Source organism: Desulfurella sp. (assembly GCF_023256235.1).
Classification (GTDB): Bacteria; Campylobacterota_A; Desulfurellia; order Desulfurellales; family Desulfurellaceae; genus Desulfurella.
In genome coordinates this window covers 13,489-30,696 of record NZ_JAGDWY010000067.1, presented here as the reverse complement: position 1 = coordinate 30,696, position 17,208 = coordinate 13,489, and the positions used below count along the sequence as shown (strand labels likewise).

20 protein-coding genes are annotated in these 17,208 nt (G+C 31.0%); 4 read left to right on the top strand and 16 right to left on the bottom strand.

The features are described from left to right. Position 1: 1 nt before the first annotated feature. The 16 genes from Q0C22_RS06965 to Q0C22_RS06890 all read right to left on the bottom strand — a co-directional run bounded on the left by Q0C22_RS06965 (position 2) and on the right by Q0C22_RS06890 (position 14,003). Complete coding sequence (locus Q0C22_RS06965; RefSeq protein WP_291493144.1) at positions 2 to 1,519, bottom strand: HD domain-containing phosphohydrolase; 1,518 nt, start codon at positions 1,517 to 1,519, stop codon at positions 2 to 4. Next, positions 1,516 to 2,076 carry an indolepyruvate oxidoreductase subunit beta gene (locus Q0C22_RS06960; protein WP_291493143.1) on the bottom strand — a complete coding sequence of 187 codons (561 nt, stop codon included), beginning with the start codon at positions 2,074 to 2,076 and terminating at the stop codon, positions 1,516 to 1,518. Before Q0C22_RS06960 ends, Q0C22_RS06965 begins: the two co-directional genes overlap by 4 nt. Continuing rightward, positions 2,069 to 3,826 (bottom strand): indolepyruvate ferredoxin oxidoreductase subunit alpha, encoded by a 1,758-nt coding sequence (gene iorA / locus Q0C22_RS06955; protein WP_291493141.1) that lies wholly within the window; start codon positions 3,824 to 3,826, stop codon positions 2,069 to 2,071. The genes Q0C22_RS06960 and iorA overlap by 8 nt, the downstream gene beginning before the upstream one ends. Continuing rightward, positions 3,804 to 4,199: a preQ(1) synthase gene (gene queF, locus Q0C22_RS06950; protein WP_025391331.1), complete on the bottom strand. Its 396-nt coding sequence runs from the start codon at positions 4,197 to 4,199 to the stop codon at positions 3,804 to 3,806. The genes iorA and queF overlap by 23 nt, the downstream gene beginning before the upstream one ends. A gap of 43 nt (positions 4,200 to 4,242) precedes the next feature. Beyond that, positions 4,243 to 6,186, bottom strand: a complete 1,944-nt coding sequence (locus tag Q0C22_RS06945) for a transglycosylase domain-containing protein (protein WP_291493138.1) — start codon at positions 6,184 to 6,186, stop codon at positions 4,243 to 4,245. 246 nt (positions 6,187 to 6,432) lie between these two features. Continuing rightward, positions 6,433 to 6,627, bottom strand: coding sequence for a twin-arginine translocase TatA/TatE family subunit (locus Q0C22_RS06940; RefSeq protein WP_025391329.1), 195 nt, complete (start codon positions 6,625 to 6,627; stop codon positions 6,433 to 6,435). 94 nt (positions 6,628 to 6,721) lie between these two features. Then, positions 6,722 to 7,387, bottom strand: coding sequence for a DNA-3-methyladenine glycosylase (locus Q0C22_RS06935; protein WP_291493135.1), 666 nt, complete (start codon positions 7,385 to 7,387; stop codon positions 6,722 to 6,724). 168 nt (positions 7,388 to 7,555) lie between these two features. Then, positions 7,556 to 7,876: a divalent-cation tolerance protein CutA gene (gene cutA / locus Q0C22_RS06930; protein WP_291493133.1), complete on the bottom strand. Its 321-nt coding sequence runs from the start codon at positions 7,874 to 7,876 to the stop codon at positions 7,556 to 7,558. A 65-nt stretch (positions 7,877 to 7,941) separates the two neighbouring features. After that, on the bottom strand, positions 7,942 to 8,397 hold the full coding sequence (locus tag Q0C22_RS06925) for a DsrE/DsrF/DrsH-like family protein (RefSeq protein WP_291493131.1): 456 nt from the start codon (positions 8,395 to 8,397) through the stop codon (positions 7,942 to 7,944). 8 nt (positions 8,398 to 8,405) lie between these two features. After that, entirely contained in the window at positions 8,406 to 8,723 is a 318-nt protein-coding gene (locus Q0C22_RS06920; RefSeq protein ID WP_291493129.1) for a TusE/DsrC/DsvC family sulfur relay protein, read from the bottom strand. Positions 8,724 to 8,733: 10 nt separating this feature from the next. Beyond that, positions 8,734 to 9,354 (bottom strand): DUF1641 domain-containing protein, encoded by a 621-nt coding sequence (locus Q0C22_RS06915; protein ID WP_291493127.1) that lies wholly within the window; start codon positions 9,352 to 9,354, stop codon positions 8,734 to 8,736. Between the two features lie 2 nt (positions 9,355 to 9,356). Next, positions 9,357 to 10,586: an FAD/NAD(P)-binding oxidoreductase gene (locus Q0C22_RS06910; protein ID WP_291493125.1), complete on the bottom strand. Its 1,230-nt coding sequence runs from the start codon at positions 10,584 to 10,586 to the stop codon at positions 9,357 to 9,359. Positions 10,587 to 10,665: 79 nt separating this feature from the next. Next, the gene (locus Q0C22_RS06905) at positions 10,666 to 11,244 is read right to left on the bottom strand and encodes a methionine biosynthesis protein MetW (RefSeq protein WP_291493124.1); all 579 of its coding nucleotides are present in this window, start codon (positions 11,242 to 11,244) and stop codon (positions 10,666 to 10,668) included. Further along, the gene (locus Q0C22_RS06900; RefSeq protein ID WP_291493122.1) at positions 11,241 to 12,323 is read right to left on the bottom strand and encodes a homoserine O-acetyltransferase; all 1,083 of its coding nucleotides are present in this window, start codon (positions 12,321 to 12,323) and stop codon (positions 11,241 to 11,243) included. The genes Q0C22_RS06905 and Q0C22_RS06900 overlap by 4 nt, the downstream gene beginning before the upstream one ends. After that, on the bottom strand, positions 12,298 to 12,744 hold the full coding sequence (locus Q0C22_RS06895; RefSeq protein WP_291493120.1) for an MOSC domain-containing protein: 447 nt from the start codon (positions 12,742 to 12,744) through the stop codon (positions 12,298 to 12,300). Before Q0C22_RS06895 ends, Q0C22_RS06900 begins: the two co-directional genes overlap by 26 nt. Then, positions 12,741 to 14,003: an O-acetylhomoserine aminocarboxypropyltransferase/cysteine synthase family protein gene (locus Q0C22_RS06890; RefSeq protein ID WP_291493118.1), complete on the bottom strand. Its 1,263-nt coding sequence runs from the start codon at positions 14,001 to 14,003 to the stop codon at positions 12,741 to 12,743. The genes Q0C22_RS06895 and Q0C22_RS06890 overlap by 4 nt, the downstream gene beginning before the upstream one ends. A gap of 201 nt (positions 14,004 to 14,204) precedes the next feature. Between Q0C22_RS06890 and Q0C22_RS06885 the strand changes: the two genes are divergently transcribed. The 4 genes from Q0C22_RS06885 to Q0C22_RS06870 form a co-directional block, all read left to right on the top strand. Further along, positions 14,205 to 15,602 (top strand): hypothetical protein, encoded by a 1,398-nt coding sequence (locus Q0C22_RS06885; RefSeq protein WP_291493116.1) that lies wholly within the window; start codon positions 14,205 to 14,207, stop codon positions 15,600 to 15,602. A gap of 160 nt (positions 15,603 to 15,762) precedes the next feature. Further along, a complete protein-coding gene (locus tag Q0C22_RS06880) occupies positions 15,763 to 16,056 on the top strand; it encodes a c-type cytochrome (RefSeq protein ID WP_291493114.1) in 294 nt (97 codons plus the stop codon). Between the two features lie 7 nt (positions 16,057 to 16,063). Beyond that, the gene (locus Q0C22_RS06875; protein WP_291493112.1) at positions 16,064 to 16,684 is read left to right on the top strand and encodes a hypothetical protein; all 621 of its coding nucleotides are present in this window, start codon (positions 16,064 to 16,066) and stop codon (positions 16,682 to 16,684) included. A 5-nt stretch (positions 16,685 to 16,689) separates the two neighbouring features. After that, a partial coding sequence (locus Q0C22_RS06870; RefSeq protein WP_291493110.1) for a hypothetical protein occupies positions 16,690 to 17,208 on the top strand: 519 nt, incomplete at its 3' end.

The following is a 17,208-nucleotide window of genomic DNA, read 5'->3' as shown; positions in this document are numbered from 1 at the left end:
CTTATGAAATTCTCCTTTTATAAAATATTTTATTTGTCAGCTCTTGTAAACAAATATTAATATTATCAGTCTCTTTATAATCACAACAAGCATACCAGAAAGATGGATTTATACTTGTAAACGACGCTTTAAGTTTAGAATCTAGATCCAATATATCGTTTATCAAATTACTTGGTTTTTCTTTTAATACCACTATAAATGAATCACCGCCTACTCTAAAGAATTCACTGTTGTACTTTGCAAAAACTTCTCTTATAAATTGAGAGAATTTATAAATCAACTGATCTCCAATAATCCTTGAGTATGTAAAATTAATTGTTCTCATATCTTGTAAATCAAGCAACAAAAATTGTACCTTTTTATCTAAACTATGTGAAAATTTTGGCAGGTAATATTTAGAGTAAAAGCCAGTTTCATAATCTATAAAAAATACCATGTTTCTCATCTCTTCAAATTGTTTATTATAATCTTGATCTTCACAAATCATATTTTTTGCTTCCAATAAAACTGCTACTGAGGTTTTTAATATATTTTCGTCAATTTTTCCTTTAAAATTATTAAACATAAATTCTATAGCTTTATCTGGCTTCATTGCTTTTCTATACGGCCTATCTGTTGTTAAAGCATCAAATATATCCGCAATAGTTATAATTTTTGCTTCAAGCATTATCTGTCCATTTTTTAAACCATCAGGATAACCAGTGCCATCTAAAAACTCGTGGTGAGATCTTATTATTTTCACAATATCTTCAAAACCTTTCACTTGAGATAATATAAACTCAGAAAATTCAGGGTGTTTTTTGATAAAATTATATTCTTGCTCAGATAATTTGGAAGGTTTTAGTAAAATTGCATCAGGTATACCAATTTTTCCAATATCGTGCAAAAGCGCAGCTCTTTCTATAATATCAATATTTTTTAGTTTTAAATTAATAGCTATTTTTTTAGCATAAAATGCAACACGTTGCATGTGACCTTTGGTGTAAACATCTCTTATTTCAGCCAAATTGGATAAAAGATTTAATGAACTGTTTAAAATAGATTTTGCATTTTCTAGTGATTTTTTTAAAGTATTAATAGAAAATAGGTATTTTAATTTTAACTTTATAACATTCAAGAAACTTTCCATGTATTCAAGAGAGTCTTTGAACAAACCTTTCACGCCAAAATTTAAAATAATTTCAAAACCATTTTCACAAACAAACGACTGAGCTATAAAATAATTTAATTGGTTAAATGTTAAAATTCTATGCAAATAATTTTTACTATCAATATCGTCTATATGAACAATAAAACTTTCGTGACCTATATTATAAAACTTTCTACAATCAAAAATTATTTGAGCATCAAAATTAGTATATACAGGTTTTATAGTATTGTTTTCTTTTAAAAAAAAACCAAAAAATGTTGCATTAAAAATTTTTTTTAGAGCATACTCGGTTAGTTTTGCAACCTGTTGGATTTCTTGAGAACTATCTAGGCGTTTTGTAAATTCATTTAGATGCAAAAATTGGTTCATTGGAGATTAAATCCTATCTCAAAAGCTTCAATATTTATATCAATCAGTTTGGGACTTAAATTGTCAGAGATCGCTCTGATAAAGTACTTTTTATCTATTTCTATGATTTTTGAAAAGTATCCAAGCATAATTGTATTAATTGCTTTTTGCATGTTATGTTGCTTTGCTAAATCATTGAAGTTTATGAGCTTTAAATCCAAAGAGTAACTTTTTAGGCTTTCTTCAATTTGAGCTTCGTCTATATTTGCACCAACAATAGGAACAATCCTATCATTTACAAGAAGTTTTGAGTCTGGGTTTAAGTAATCTACATTGCGCAAAGCTTCAAGTTTTTCACTTGCAAACATATAATTTAAACTACCTTTTGCTGGCAAAAAAGAGTAAACTTTTTTACCATAAACCAAAAATGCATTAACGCTTCCACCCCTTTGACTCATACCATGAACTTCGCTTTTTTTAACATCAAAATTAGCTCTCATTAAAGCCACAGCACAGATATTTGATGCAGTAATAATACCATCACCACCAACACCGCAAAATATTATACTTTTATTCATTTGATTCACCTTTTACAATAGCAAGTGTAGGACAAACTTCAGCACAAAGTCCACATCCCGTACATAAATCTTCAATAATATAGGCTTTATTTTCTTTGTATCCGATCGCAGGACAGCCTATTCTTAAACACCTCTTGCAATCAATGCATTTATCTACAATTACAAAATAAGGCATTTCTTTGATTTTTATTGGTGCCAAAACACAGGGTCTTGTAGCAATTATTACACTTAATTCTTTTGTGTTTACCTCTTGCTCTATAATTTCTTTGGTTTTTTTGTAATCGTACTGGTCAACTTTAAATACTCTTTTTATGCCAATTGAGCGCACTAAATTTTCCAAATCTACCTTAGGGGCAGGTTCATTTTTTATATTAAAACCAGATACAGCATCAGGCTGACCGCCGGTCATAGCTGTAATAGAATTATCAAGTATGATTACAGTGTAGGCTACATTATTTACATAAGCATCAATCAATGGCTGGATACCTGTATGCAAAAATGTAGAGTCTCCAATAACAGATACAATCTTGTGATTTTGGCTGGCTTTTGCAATCCCATAGCCCATAGAAATACTGGCACCCATACAAACAGTTGTATGTATACTGGATAATGGCGCAGCTGCACCAAGAGTGTAGCACCCTATATCGCCAGTGACGTACACCCTCAATGAATGCAGTATGTCAAAAATAGGTCTATGAGGACACCCAGGACACAACACAGGCGGTCTTAAAGGCAAATTTTTAGGCACTTCAAAGTATTTTTTATGGCGCTTTTCCAAAACAGATGCTTTAGCTAAACCTTCTTCAACAATGTCTAAATTGAATTCACCATCTTGAGGAAAAAACTTTTTACCTTCTACATTCTTTATGTCAGCTATTTTGAGTTGCTCTTCAATGTATGGCTCAAGTTCTTCTATAACAATAACTTTTTCAAAGTTTTTAGCAAATTCTTTTGCTAAATCTATAGGAAAAGGCCAACTTAAGCCAATTTTTAAAAAATTTGCTTCAGGCAAGAGTTCTTTTGCATAAAGGTAAGAAACACCGCTTGTTATGATGCCAACGTTTAAACTGCCTTGTTCCATTTTATTTAATGGTATTTCGTTTGTTAGCTTTTGTAGTTTTGTATTTCTTTCCAACAACTTTTTATGCCTTAAAAGCGCATTTTTTGGCACAAGCACATATTTTGAAATATTTTTAGCTAAAAGTTTATCTTCCATTCCCCCCAGTTTGTGCATATCAAAATAAACAAGCTCCTGGGTGTGAGACACACGTGTTGTAGAACGCAATATTACAGGCGTATCGTATTCTTCGCTTAGAGAAAAAGCATACTGCATAAATCCCATAGCTTCTTTTGCATCAGACGGCTCTAAAATTGGCACTTGTGCAAATTTTGCAAAAAGCCTGGTGTCTTGCTCGTTTTGAGAAGAATGCATCCCAGGATCGTCTGCTACTACAACAACAAAACCAGCATTTACACCAGTATAGGATGAACTCATAAGGCTATCTGCGGCTACATTTAAGCCAACGTGCTTCATTGTAACAAAACTACGCCTACCTGCTATACTTGAGCCCAATGCCTGCTCAAAAGCACTTTTTTCGTTGCTTGCCCACTGAACTTTTATATCTTCAAAAGTTTTTGTATATTCTAAAATTTCACTGGATGGTGTTCCAGGATAGCCGCTTGCAAAGCTCGCATTTGCCCTGTATGCGCCTATTGCTATTGCTTCATTACCGCTTATTATTTTTCTCAAAATACTCCCCCTGCATATTAGAATCAATTTTTATTATAGTTTTTACATTACCCCTGGGGTTAAAATCTCCTATAATTTCAAGATAAATGGGCTCTAAAAAATTAAACAAAGTGGAATAAATTAAATTTATTGAATCTTCGTGCGATATATACTTGTTTCTAAAACTATTTAAAAATAATTTTAAGCTTTTAAGCTCTACAACGTATTTATCCGGTACGTATTTAATCCTTATTGTGGCAAAATCTGGATAACCACTGCGTGGACACAAACAAGTAAATTCTCCAAACTCAATATGTATTTCAAATTTAAATTCATTCTTATTTTCCCACTTTTCAAGTTTATTGTTTAATATTGCTTCCTCGCCATATCTCATACTCAATAAAGTATACTAAACTTGAAAAGCTTTTTCAAATTTTTCAACCAGACTGCATGTGTGTTTTTTTAAACAAAAAATTTGACATTATAAGTGGTAAATGATTTGGCACGGGAAAATTTTCCACAGGCTTTCCAGATAAAGCATTTTGCATATAATTTAGCCATATAGGCAAAGCCATTGTAGCGCCTACTGCGTAAGGTCCACAAGGTTTATAATCATCAAATCCAACCCAAACGCCAGTTACAAGTTGAGGTGTAAAACCCATAAACCAGTTATCTCTAGCATGATTGGATGTGCCAGTTTTTGCTGCTATAGGTCTTCCAAGTGCTTTTGCGTAGACACCTGTGCCTTCTTTTACAACTTTTTCTAACATTTTTGTTAAGATAAATCCTAAATCTTTAGGAAAAACTCTTACTAATTTAGGATTATTTTCGTAGATCAATTGTTTGTCTTTATTGTAAATCTTTCTTATAAAAATTAATTTTGGTTTTAAACCATAATTATCTATTGTGCAATATACACGGCTTAGTTGCTCCAATGTTACAGAAGATGAACCAAGGGCTATAGTTAAATTATGCGGTATTGGTTCTGTAATACCCAATCTTCTTGCATTGACAATAACATTTTCAATACCAATTTTATCCAGTAATTTTACTGTCGCAACATTCACAGAATGTGCAAGAGCATACTCAAGTGTAATAGGACCATGAAATCTTAACGTATAATTTTGAGGTGCCCAAACTTTATTGCCGTATCTATACTCAACTGGCTCATCATCAATCTTATCCAATGGAGTAAAGCCTTCTTCTAACGCTGTAAGATAAACAATAGGCTTAAAAGCGCTACCTGGCTGCCTTTGAGCTTGAATTACCCTATCATACTGAGTTTTTTTATAGCTAACTCCACCCACCAAAGCCTCTACATAGCCATTTTTTGGATTTACAGATATCAAATCTGCTTCCAGATCAGAATTTTTACCATAATGCTCAATCAACCACTTTCTAACATCTACTACGTAATATGGAGCTTTAAGATTTTTTGTGAGCCTTGCTATACCATTTTTGACTGCTAGATAAGCATAATATTGAAGTTTCGGGTTTAAAGTTGTATATACTTTTAAACCACCTTTATCTACCACTTCTTCACCATAATGTCTAACAAGCCAATTTTTAACATGTTCAATAAAATATCCATCTTTATATTGATATCCATAAGCATAAAACGAACTTTGCTTTCTTAGAACAATTTTAGAATGTACTGCCTGCCAGTACTGTTTTTTTGTAATAAACTTATCTTCATACATTCTTTCTAAGACATAAAGTGTTCTTTTTTCTGCAAGAGAAGGGTTAACATAAGGATCGTACAATGTCGGCGCCTGGACAAGACCGGCAAGCATAGCTGCTTGAGGTATGGTTAATTGGTCAGCATTTTCATTAAAATATGATTTACTTGCCATTTGAATACCATAAGCGCCGTTTCCAAAATAAACTGTATTTAAATACAAGGTAAGTATTTGATTTTTTGTAAGATGCCTTGATATTTTGTATGATAATACCGCTTCTTTGAGTTTTCTATAAAGCGTCTTTTTAGGCGTCAAATATAAATTTTTGACAAGTTGCTGCGTGAGGGTGCTGCCACCCTGCACAACTTTACCATGTATTAAATCTTCAAAAGCTGCCCTCAGAATGCTTCTAAAACTTACTGGTCCATGTTGATAAAATCTGCTGTCCTCTGCCGCCAGTATAGCTTTTTTCATATTTAAATCAATTTGATTAAACGTTACAATCTGTCTGTTTTGTGGTCCTATAATGGCTATACATTGACCATTTTGAGCATAGATTTTAGTGGGTTTTGAAAACTTTTCTCCATTTAAAAGATTATTAAAATCTTTATTTGTCTGCAAATAAAGCGTATATGCAAACGAACCCAATCCCATAAAAATTAAAAAGAAAAATAAACCAACTATGATAAGAATTTTTTTCATAATTTTAATCGATTCATTTCTTTTTTAAAAACAAAAGAATAAGTCCACCAGATAAAACAAAAAAAATAAATACCCCAATTCCGATGCTAAATGGTGAATTTTGCATAAACCACCTTCAAAATACAAAAAAAATTAAAAAAAATGAAATTACAACAAAAACTACTGACGAGACAAAACCTAACACATTCATTCTTTACAATCCGTTTAACATGATTAGTTTTTTAAAACTTATAACTTACAAATCACTCAATCTTTTGAATGTGTTTTGTCTTCAATTATTTTTGTATCCTCGCTATTTGGTGTTTTTTCTTCATCCTTTAATGATTCCTTGAAATTTTTTATACCTTTACCTATACCTGAACCTATCTCTGGCAACTTTTTTGCTCCAAAAATCAAAGCAAATATCAAAACCACAACCATTACATGCCAATCATCCAACATTTTAAAACCTCCTTATTTTGTTCTGCTAAGTATATAAACCATAATATGAAAATTTTATGGAATATTTGTGTAAAAAATTTTAGTAAATGATTCTTCAAAATTGTATTTTATGGAACAATTGTGGCAAAATCACAAACCTCAAAGGTGTATTTGCCCATGCCTTTGCGTAATCTACACCAATGCGTGGAGTTTGTTTAATCATTTTCTTATCAATATATAAATTTAAATCCAGTATACAAATTTCTGGTAATTCCAAAAAAATGTCAAATTTGTCTTTACAAATCTTTAGCATATTATGTTGCATTGTAATACCCAAAGCCTTCGTAAGCTTTCCTGGGCCATTTGCAAGCATTGAATCTTTTATAAATCCTCTTCTTTTTCTCATCAAATCAATACCTATTATCGGAACAATACCCCTTATTAAAATACCATGTGGTATATTTTCTTTATTTGTCACTACATTCAGCATCACATGACCTCTGCATGTGTGTACATACAATATGCCACCTTCCTTATATAAAGCAGCATTTCTTTTTGTAATTTTATTTTTATGAGCATGGCAAGCAAGATCAATTGAACCAAAATAACCTTCTGTTTCGCAAATTATACCTCCACTTAAGCCCTCATTTGTATTTGTAATAAGTAATTTACCCAAAAGTTGTCTTGCTATTTGCTGTATATCGTTTCTGACAAAAAATGATCTATCAAGTATTTCTAATTTTTTTATATCAAGATTTTGAATTTCTTCTAAATTTAACATAAAATAAATTTAACATAAAAATTCTATTTAGTTTTAAAATCCCAATACTTAAAAAATAGTGCAAATTAGCTTATAGGCAATATAGGCTACCAAAATATTACCAAAAAACATTTGACTTAAAGTTTACGTGAAATTAAATTTTTAAAAATCGCTCAAAAATTAAAAAAATCAAATATTTAATACTTCTTTCATCCATTTTAGGTAGTCTAAATTTAATTTTTGAATATCAATCTCTACTATCTCAGGAGTTTTGTAATTATGTAAAAGCTTTATTGCGCTTTCGACTTTGTTATACAAACTACTATGTGTTTTTATTATGCATAAGTACTCATTTGTATTTTCAAATTTACCTTCATAAATATAAAAACTTTCAATTAGGCCTACAATCTGACAACATGCTGCAAGTCTTTGTTCAACTAAATAAGTAGCAATACGCTCAAGCGTTTCTTTTTTATCTGAAGTTGTAAGAATAATTACAAAATCACTCATAATTTTATATTAACAAAAAAGCTCCCCGCTTTCAAGCAGGGAGGTATGTGCAAACAAAGAGGGGGCTATGTAAATATAATATGTCCATCTAATGACATTTCGTAAAACTGACCCACTGTTACAATATCATCAAGTTGCTCGCAAAAATCTTCCTTTTTTAAATGAAACATATCCACTGTAGCCTTGCAAGCATAAATCTTGCCACCAGCATCATGTATCATTTCCAAAAACTCACCAACGGGTGGTATATCCAGTTTGTCCATTTCTTTTTTCATCTTTAAACTCGCAAAACTTGACATACCAGGCAATATACCAACTAAAGAGGGTATATGTAAGGCAGGATTACCTACGGTTGCAACTTTTAATTTATCCATGCGAGATTTAATAATAGCTTCTAAGCCAAAAAAAGTAAAAAACAATATAGCTTCAATTCCTTCCATTAAAGCCCCATTAGCCATAATTAAACCAGGATATACGCCATCCAAAGAACCTTTTGAAATAATTATCGATACTTTATTCATACATGCACCTACACACAGCCAACAGGTTTTTTTATACCTGCAATTTTAGCAGCTTTCTTGGCTGGGCCTTTTGGAAACAGTTCGTATAGTTCCTTAGTTGAAACACCGCTTTCTTTAGTTAATTTTCTTATGGAAGGTCCGCTTCCATGCTCTTTAAACTCTTTTTGCATAAATTCAATTACAAGCCAGTGTCTATCAGTTAAATTTTCAATACCTTCTTCTTTAGCTATTACTTCAGCAACCTCCTTTGTCCAATCAGCAAAATTAACCAAGTAACCTTCATCATCTGTTGGTATACTTTTGCCTCCAACAAGCAAATTTCCCATAAAAAGCCTCCTATACTATAGAATTTTTTTGTTTTAGATTGTTAAAATTTTCTAAAAAACTAACTAAATACTGTATAGATAATTTTACATCTTTGTTATTAAGTGATTTCATAACTTTTATAAATGATTGAGGTTGTATTTCTTCTTTTGAAGTTAATTTTATAGCTTCAATTGCACATAAAATTGTCTGGCTAAATTTTTTAAAATCTTCACTCGATATATTTTTTACAAAACCATCCATTAAAGTTTTAATTTCTTTCAAAAAAGTGAAATAACCTAATTTTTCAACATTATCCAAATACTCTTGTGTAGAAATGGCTATCTCTCTGGTTAAAGGCTCAAGTGATTCCCAAAAATCTGTTAAGCTTTCCAATCTGCCAAATAATTTAGTAAGATTATCAATATTGCGTGCAAGTTTTTTCATAAAGTAAAAAAAACTTTCTATGCTTGTGTATTCTGATATCTCCTCTAAATTTTTTAACGCAATATCGTATATACTTTCAGCAATTTTCATTGCATCTGCATTTAAATCTTCCATAGATTTTCTATGCGTTTTTTGTGCATAAACTTCTTCAAGTACAATATCGAGTTTTTCGCTTATTGCATTTAATTTGTCTTTTACATCATCCATATTTATGCCCTCTTTCCTGCCATAGACATATGAGATTCTATTGGTAGTTCAACACCCTTTAATAGATAATTCCAGTACATCCACCTAAACATTATTTTTCCATAGTGATTCATTGCAGTTTCCTGCAATAATGAAAACGGACCCAAAGCAGGTAATGGAAATTTACCTGGAAGCGGTTCTATATCATAATTAAAATCGATCAAAATTCCTTTTCCAAAACCAGATTCAATAAAACAATTAGCATGACCATCAAACTTTGCTTTAGGTGGTTTTCCTTCAATTACATCCAAAAAATTTTCAAAGAGAATATCTGAGGCAAAATGTGCAACAGAACCAGCTTTTGATGTTGGCAAATCAGCTGCATCACCAATTACAAATATATTATCAAAACCTTTTGCAAGAAGCGTCTCTTTATCTGTGGGTATAAAATTTAACTCATTGCCCAAATTACTTCTTGCAATAACCTCATCTCCTTTATTTGTTGGGATACTCACCAAACAATCAAAATTTACTTTAATATTATCATAAGATATTATTTGTTTATTTTCATTATCCACACGCTCTATGCTAAAATCTGGAATTAACTGAATATTTTTTTTCTGCAAAAAATCACCTAACACGCTTGCAGCTTTTGGTTTTGTAAAAGCGCCTGGCAATGGAGTAACAAAACTTATTTCAACTTTATCCCTAACGCCTTTTTTTGTAAAAAACCAATCTGCTAAAAATACAAACTCAAGAGGTGCAACCGGACATTTAATTGGCATTTCAGTAATGTGCAAAACCAATTTTCCTTTATCAAAGTGTCTAAAAAAATTAGCTAACTTTAAAGCACCTTCTATCGTATAAAAATCAAAAATGCTACTGTGCCACAAATCATCTTTTAAGCCTTCGGTTTCACTGGGATCAATTTTACAACCCGTTGCTATAATTAAATAATCGTAAGATACCACTGCATTATTATTTAAAATAATTCTATTTTTATCTGGATCTATTAGCTGGATTTTTTCAAGAATAACTTCAACGCCTGGCGGGAAAAAATCTCTTTTTGGTCTAATGACATCTTTTTTTGTATACATACCAAATGGTATAAACAAAAAACCTGGTTGATAATAATGAGTTTCGTATTCATCAATAATTGTAAATTGCCACTCATTTTTATCCAAAACATTATAAAACTTATTTAACATCATTGTTCCACCTGCACCACCACCTAAAATAACAAGGCGCCTCATAAAACCTCCAAATAATTAGTTATTAACTTACTATATTTTATATAAACAAAACTATTTTGTCAATGGCAAAATATTTATTTTAATTTTTTAAAAGATACACTGCACTTTTGGCAAATAAATTAGAAGAAAATTTGAACAGTATGGATCCAAAAATTGGAAATTTTTTTAATATTTTCACATTATTATTCTCACAATATTGTTCAAATTCTAAAATACTAAATGCATGGAAGTATTTTTTTTCAAACCAGAGATAATCGTAAAACATCCTGCTGGCAATTTTACCTTTAAAAAAAATACTTAACCGGTTTGATATGTAACCAAAATTTGAAAAACTTACTATAACTTTCTTTCCAACCCTAAGCGATTGAAAGAGTATTGTCTTTGGGTCAGATACTTCACTAAGCGTCTGGCTTAAAATAACATAATCGTATGATTTGGTTTTATAATTTGGCAAAATCTCAAACATATCTCCTTCATATACGCTAATTCCTCTAGCAATACTTTCTGAAGCTTTTTTAGGTTCAATCTCAATGCCTTTGGCTATTATAGATTTTTTGTTAAGTAATAAATGCAATAATTCACCATCACCACATCCTAAATCAAGAACTTTTGATTTATCACTAATTAAAGACAAAATTATTTTAAAATCTCTTCTCATACAAATTTTAAAAAATTACCAATAATAAAATTCTGTTCGTTTTTTTCCAATAAAAAAGAATCATGTCCATAATTATAATTTATATTTCTGTAACTAACATTTACACCTGCTAATTCCAGAGCATTTACTATACGCTGAGATTGTTCTTTGGGGTAGAGCCAATCCGAAGAAAAGGATATAATCAAAAATTTTACATTTTTGCATCTTGAAAAAGCATCTTCTAATGTCGGGTAACCTTCTTGTAAATCAAAATAATCTATTGCCTTTGTAAGATACAAAAACGAATTAGCATCAAACCGTTGCGTAAATTGTTTTCCCTTACAATGCAAATAGCTTTCAACCTGAAAATTAACCGTAAAATTAAACTCTATGTCGTCATTTACAAGGTTTCTACCAAACTTTTCTTCCATCGAATCTTTACTTAAGTAAGTAATATGCCCTACCATTCTTGCGACAGCTAAACCATATTTTGGAAAACATTTTGAATAATAATTACCATTGTTCCAATTTGGATCATTTATAACTGCCTGTCTTGCCACTTCATTAAATGCAATCTGGACAGCATTATGTCTATTAGTTGTAGCTATAGCAATAGCAGAATTTATATTGTTTGGAAAGTTTTTTGCCCATTCCAATACCTGCATACCGCCCATAGAGCCACCAACCACACACAAAAGCCTTTCGATACCCAAATATTCAACAAGTAACTTTTGAGCTTTTACCATATCTTTAATTGTCACAAAAGGAAAATCCAGAGCATATGGTTTGTTTGTTTCCGGGTTGATTGAACTTGGTCCGCTTGATCCATAGCAACTGCCCAACACATTGGAGCTTATTACATAATATTTATTCGTATCAAGTGCTTTGTTTGGACCTATCAATATATCCCAATAACCTTTTTTATCTGTATTTTCAGAATAAGCACATGCGCTTGCCGTGAGCGGATGACAGACAAGAATGGCATTTGATTTGTCATTGTTTAATTGCCCGTATGTTTCATATGCTATATGTATTGGAACATGCAAAATCTTTTTGCATTCAAATTCAAAAGGTTCATTTACATAAAAAATATTTTCCATTCAATACCTCGATAAACATTTGGGGTCTTATTATTCCTCCGCTTAAAACTACCCCAAAGATACCTTTTTGAGGCATAATACAAGAACCTAACATTTTTTTTATATTACAGTCACTGTGGCAGGTTTTTCCAATTTGTGTTATTTTTATAATAACATTTCCGATTTTCAAAATAGAACCTATGCTAATATATTCACTACTTATACCACTTATAGTAATATTTTCTGCAAAAATCCCAAAAGGTAAATTTTTATCAAATTCTCCTATTTCAATAAAATTTAATAGACTAATTTGTCTTGTTGACCCAATAAAAGCATGTGCATCACCAAATATCCCATAATTTTTTATTGCAGTAGCTTTTTCTACAGGTTTTTTTGAAATACCTTTGATTTTACTGATATTTACTGATAAAACGATACTCATATTTTCTCCAGAGACTGATTTAGATCCTCAATAATATCGTCAACGTGTTCTATCCCTACAGATAACCTTAAAAAATCCTCTCCTATTTGAGCTTTTTTGAGTTCTTCTTTGGTTAATTGGCTATGAGTGGTGCTTGCTGGGTGTATGATTAAACTTCTTGCGTCACCTATGTTTGCCAAGTGAATTATTAATTTTAAACTTTCAACAAAAGCTTTTGCTTTTTCAAAACCCCCATTCACACCAAAGCCAATGATACTTCCAAAACCTTTTTTAAAGTATTTATCAGCTAAATCCCTATCAGGATGGTTTGGCAGTGATAGGTGGTTTGTCCAGCTAACTTTGGGATGGTTTGATAAAAATTTTGCTACTTTTAAAGCATTTTTACAATGTTTTTCAATACGAAGTGGAAGTGTTTCCAAACCAAGTAAGATTAAAAATGCATTAAATGGCGAAATGCAAGCACCTATATCTCTTAATAATTGCAATCTTGCTTTGGCTGTAAAAACTCCGGAATTTTTAAATTTTTTAATGTAAGATAAGCCGTGATAAGATTTATCAAAACTAAATTCATTATTAAATTTCAAAGTACTCCAATCAAAATCCCCTTTTTCTACAATTGCACCACCGATGCTCGTACCATTTCCGCTTATAAATTTTGTTAGAGAATATACAATAATATCCGCTCCAAAATCAAACGGATTAAATATTATTGGGCTTACAGTATTATCTACTATAAGGGGTATATTGTTGTTATGCGCCATTGCGGATAATCTAATAAAATCAGCTATTTTATTTGTAGGATTTCCAATTGATTCAATATATACAGCTTTAGTGTGATTGTCTATAAGCTTTTCAAAATCAGTAATATTGTTTGTTTGTGCAAATCTTGTTTCGATACCTATTCTTTTTAAAGTATATTTAAATAAATTATAAGTGCCTCCATAAAGATATTTACTGCTTACAATATTATCCTTAAAAGATGCCAAATTTAAAATAGAATACAAAATAGCCGCCTGTCCTGATGAAACAACAAGTGCGCTTTTTGCATTATGCATAGCTGCAAGTCTCTCTTCTAGAACTCCTACCGTAGGATTATTGATTCTAGTGTAAATATTGCCTTGTCTATTAAGCGTAAATAAATCATAGGCATCTTTAATAGAATCAAACCTATAAGACGAAGTTTGATAGATTGGTATAGCCTGAGACTTATTATTATCAGGTTTGTAACCATAGTGTAGCAAAATTGTTTCTGTTTTCACTTAAGCCTCCAAATAGTTATTTATATACTAACTTATTAGTAGCACTTTAATTTTTATTTGTCAATAGGAATTATTCAATATGAAAAAATAAATTTTCTTACATAGTTTAATATTTATTCTTACAAATAAATTAATAAACTCTGATTTAAAAAAAATCTAAAAGTTTTATGATATTAAAAATTTTATTTAAGGAGGTAAGTTATGTCAAAAAACTTACAGTTTAACAATTTCTTATTATTCATACTAATCTTTACTGTAAGTACTTTAAGCTTTACGCAAAAAGCTAAAGCTATCCCGTCATTTTCAAGACAAACAGGCTTGTCGTGTGATGTATGTCACACCGTATTTCCACATTTAACACCTTTTGGTAGAGATTTTAAGCTCCATGGTTATACTTATGATTATTCTAAATTAATTAAGTTCTCAAGAAATCAGTACAAACAACAGGCAAAAGAGGAAGGGTTTTTGCCAAATTTAGCTGTAAACCAAATTCCAATGCTTTCTTTGCGTGTTAAATCAGAATATTCGCATAGAAAAGGTGGATCAAATGTACCAAGTAAAACAAAATTTAATTGGGTTAAAGGTTCAAGTTTGTATTTTGCTGGTGAAATAGCACCAAATATAGGTACATTTACAGAACTAACTGGCATTAATGATGAAGGTGGGTCATTGACACTGGGCGGTTTTGATTTGGCATTGGTTGGTCCAAATGAAAAACTAGGACCATATAACCTAACATTTGGCTTAAGAGGTGAAGATATGGTTGGATTTAGTGATCCAACAAATTCTGTTGGCAACTGGGGTGCCCTGTTGCATGGGTTTTTAGGTGGAATAAGCTCAAGAAATAGGTTTTTTGAAGCGTTTGCTCCTAGTCCTTTAGAAGGTGGCGAAATTTACGCAATGCTTGGCGGATTTACTCATGGAGGACTATATGCAGCTTTTGGCCTATATCACCCAACAAGTGGTCAAGTAGGCAAAACTTCACCATCTTATGTTGTTTTAAACGATCCAGGATCAGCTTCAGCTACATTTGATGGAACATCTAATGTAGACGAATATGGAAGATTAGCATATTTTTTTCCAGAATTTGATCATATTTATACCGAAATTGGAACATTTGGATATTTTGGTCATGAAAACATGAATGCAGCTGAAGCGCCAGGCAATGGAGAGTACTTAGATAGCGTCAGAGAATACGGTATAGATGGTCAATTGCAATATATAGATTCGCATAATCTTTTTGAAATATTTGCCTCTTTCATACATGACAGAAATGGAACTTTTTACGGACACGATATTTATAACGGACAATTAATTAACGGATCGGCGGTGGCTGCAAATAACTTTAGCATAAATGCAGATTATTACTACAATAGAACATATGGAATATATGCAAAATATACTTATCAGCATTCATCTGAGTTAAAAGATTTAAATGCATCTGGCGAAGCAATAGGTTTATCATGGTATCCATACCAGAATGTAAATCTGCGACTTGAAGAAGATATTTACAATAAAGATAATCCAGATGTTGCAGCTACGGGTGGTAACGCCTCAGACTATGATACAACAAGAGTATTACTTCAATATGCTTTTTAAACTCCTTTTTTATGCTTAGCCTGCCTCCTTATAAATTACAACCCTCAAGACTAACTTGAGGGTTGTAAAAAAAATTCCTACAAAAAATCTATTTTTTCTGATTTAAAAATTCCAAAAAAAGCATATTTTGTAATTTAAGTTACTTGAGGAGGTGCTTATTATGAAAAAGTATTTTTTTTGTTTAGCAGCACTAATTTTAGCAACACCAGTTTCTTCATATGCGGCAAACGTGCAACATGGAAGGCAATTATTTGAATCTATATGTGCACCATGTCATGGCAGTAATGCGCAAGGCAATGTAGGCCCAAACATAGTTGGTCAATCAGTAAAAAAAATTGAATGGGCTCTTAACAATGTAGGCATGATGAAACCAGTAAAATCATCAAATCCACAATTGAGCAATGTGCAAAATATAGAAGATATATCTGCATTTTTGCATACGCTTAAAAAATGAGGGCTATATGAAATACAAATTTGTATTAGCTATTTTGTCATGTGCCACAATATCTTCGTGTAGTGGAGCTGTGGAAAATGGACTCGTATATCCTCATACCAATTCTCCTTATTTATTTCAAAAAAATAAAGAAAAAACTGCTCAAGAAATCAAACAGCAGTATCAATCAAAAACAACTCCAGTAAATTTAGATAGCGTTTCCACTACACATATACAAACGCATTTAATAAGAGAAAAAGCAATAATCAATGCACCATTTGATATGGTTTGGCAAGCATTGCTAAAATTCTGTGAACTCAATAATTACCATATTGAAAAATCCAGTATGAAAGAAGGATTTTTAAAAGTTGATATCTCTTCTAATGTGGCTCAATACTATTCAACCAGCCTACCCTCCCAAATTTCTAAATACACGATAGATAAACCTGCACTTAGCGGTATTGTGGCATGGAATTTTTATATGGTAATATTTGCTACAAACATAAAAGACAAAACATTATTGGAATTTATACCAAAATATTATATAATTACTTCAAAAATCCACAATGCTGAATATATGTTAGCATCAAACGGTTATTTTGAAAACAAATGCATAAATTTTATTAAAAAGGAAATTGCATCTTATTAGGTTTTATGAACAAAAAACATAAAATATCTTTATTTTATAAAGTTATATTTTTAAACTTAGTTTTTATTTTATTTTTTAGTGTTGGTCTGGTTCTATTTGAATACTGCAAATTTCAAACTAAATATTACAAACTTTTTGAAAGTTTTGGAAAAAGAAAAGCTCAAGAGTTAAAAATAGAACTTTCTAATCCAATTAATCAAAACAATACAGAAAGAATTCAAAAAATTCTTAATGCAACGATTATAGGAAGTCCGTTTATACAAGTTGCTTGCGTAAAAACTAAAACAAATGATATATTATGCAACAAAAATGAATATAAAAATTTATTTTATGAAAATGATAAAAAAATAGTTAAATTAGACAATACACGACTATTTCTTACCAAAACGCCCATTAATAATTTATCTAGTATACTAATAGGCGTATCGTTGAAAGATGCCGATATATTTTTTTTAAATTTTTTAAAGAAAATTATACTTCTTTTTTTGTTTGGCGGCTTTGTATTGATTTTAATATCCATACTA

Coding starts and splice junctions, on each gene's coding strand:
- Q0C22_RS06925 (WP_291493131.1), bottom strand. CDS start 8,397: ATGAATAAAGTATCGATAATTATTTCAAAAGGTTCTTTGGATGGCGTA.
- Q0C22_RS06965 (WP_291493144.1), bottom strand. CDS start 1,519: ATGAACCAATTTTTGCATCTAAATGAATTTACAAAACGCCTAGATAGT.
- Q0C22_RS06935 (WP_291493135.1), bottom strand. CDS start 7,387: ATGTTAAATTTAGAAGAAATTCAAAATCTTGATATAAAAAAATTAGAA.
- Q0C22_RS06880 (WP_291493114.1), top strand. CDS start 15,763: ATGAAAAAGTATTTTTTTTGTTTAGCAGCACTAATTTTAGCAACACCA.
- Q0C22_RS06920 (WP_291493129.1), bottom strand. CDS start 8,723: ATGGGAAATTTGCTTGTTGGAGGCAAAAGTATACCAACAGATGATGAA.
- Q0C22_RS06900 (WP_291493122.1), bottom strand. CDS start 12,323: ATGGAAAATATTTTTTATGTAAATGAACCTTTTGAATTTGAATGCAAA.
- Q0C22_RS06895 (WP_291493120.1), bottom strand. CDS start 12,744: ATGAGTATCGTTTTATCAGTAAATATCAGTAAAATCAAAGGTATTTCA.
- queF (WP_025391331.1), bottom strand. CDS start 4,199: ATGAGATATGGCGAGGAAGCAATATTAAACAATAAACTTGAAAAGTGG.
- cutA (WP_291493133.1), bottom strand. CDS start 7,876: ATGAGTGATTTTGTAATTATTCTTACAACTTCAGATAAAAAAGAAACG.
- Q0C22_RS06885 (WP_291493116.1), top strand. CDS start 14,205: ATGTCAAAAAACTTACAGTTTAACAATTTCTTATTATTCATACTAATC.
- Q0C22_RS06960 (WP_291493143.1), bottom strand. CDS start 2,076: ATGAATAAAAGTATAATATTTTGCGGTGTTGGTGGTGATGGTATTATT.
- Q0C22_RS06875 (WP_291493112.1), top strand. CDS start 16,064: ATGAAATACAAATTTGTATTAGCTATTTTGTCATGTGCCACAATATCT.
- Q0C22_RS06910 (WP_291493125.1), bottom strand. CDS start 10,586: ATGAGGCGCCTTGTTATTTTAGGTGGTGGTGCAGGTGGAACAATGATG.
- Q0C22_RS06915 (WP_291493127.1), bottom strand. CDS start 9,354: ATGGATGATGTAAAAGACAAATTAAATGCAATAAGCGAAAAACTCGAT.
- Q0C22_RS06940 (WP_025391329.1), bottom strand. CDS start 6,627: ATGTTGGATGATTGGCATGTAATGGTTGTGGTTTTGATATTTGCTTTG.
- Q0C22_RS06905 (WP_291493124.1), bottom strand. CDS start 11,244: ATGAGAAGAGATTTTAAAATAATTTTGTCTTTAATTAGTGATAAATCA.
- Q0C22_RS06945 (WP_291493138.1), bottom strand. CDS start 6,186: ATGAAAAAAATTCTTATCATAGTTGGTTTATTTTTCTTTTTAATTTTT.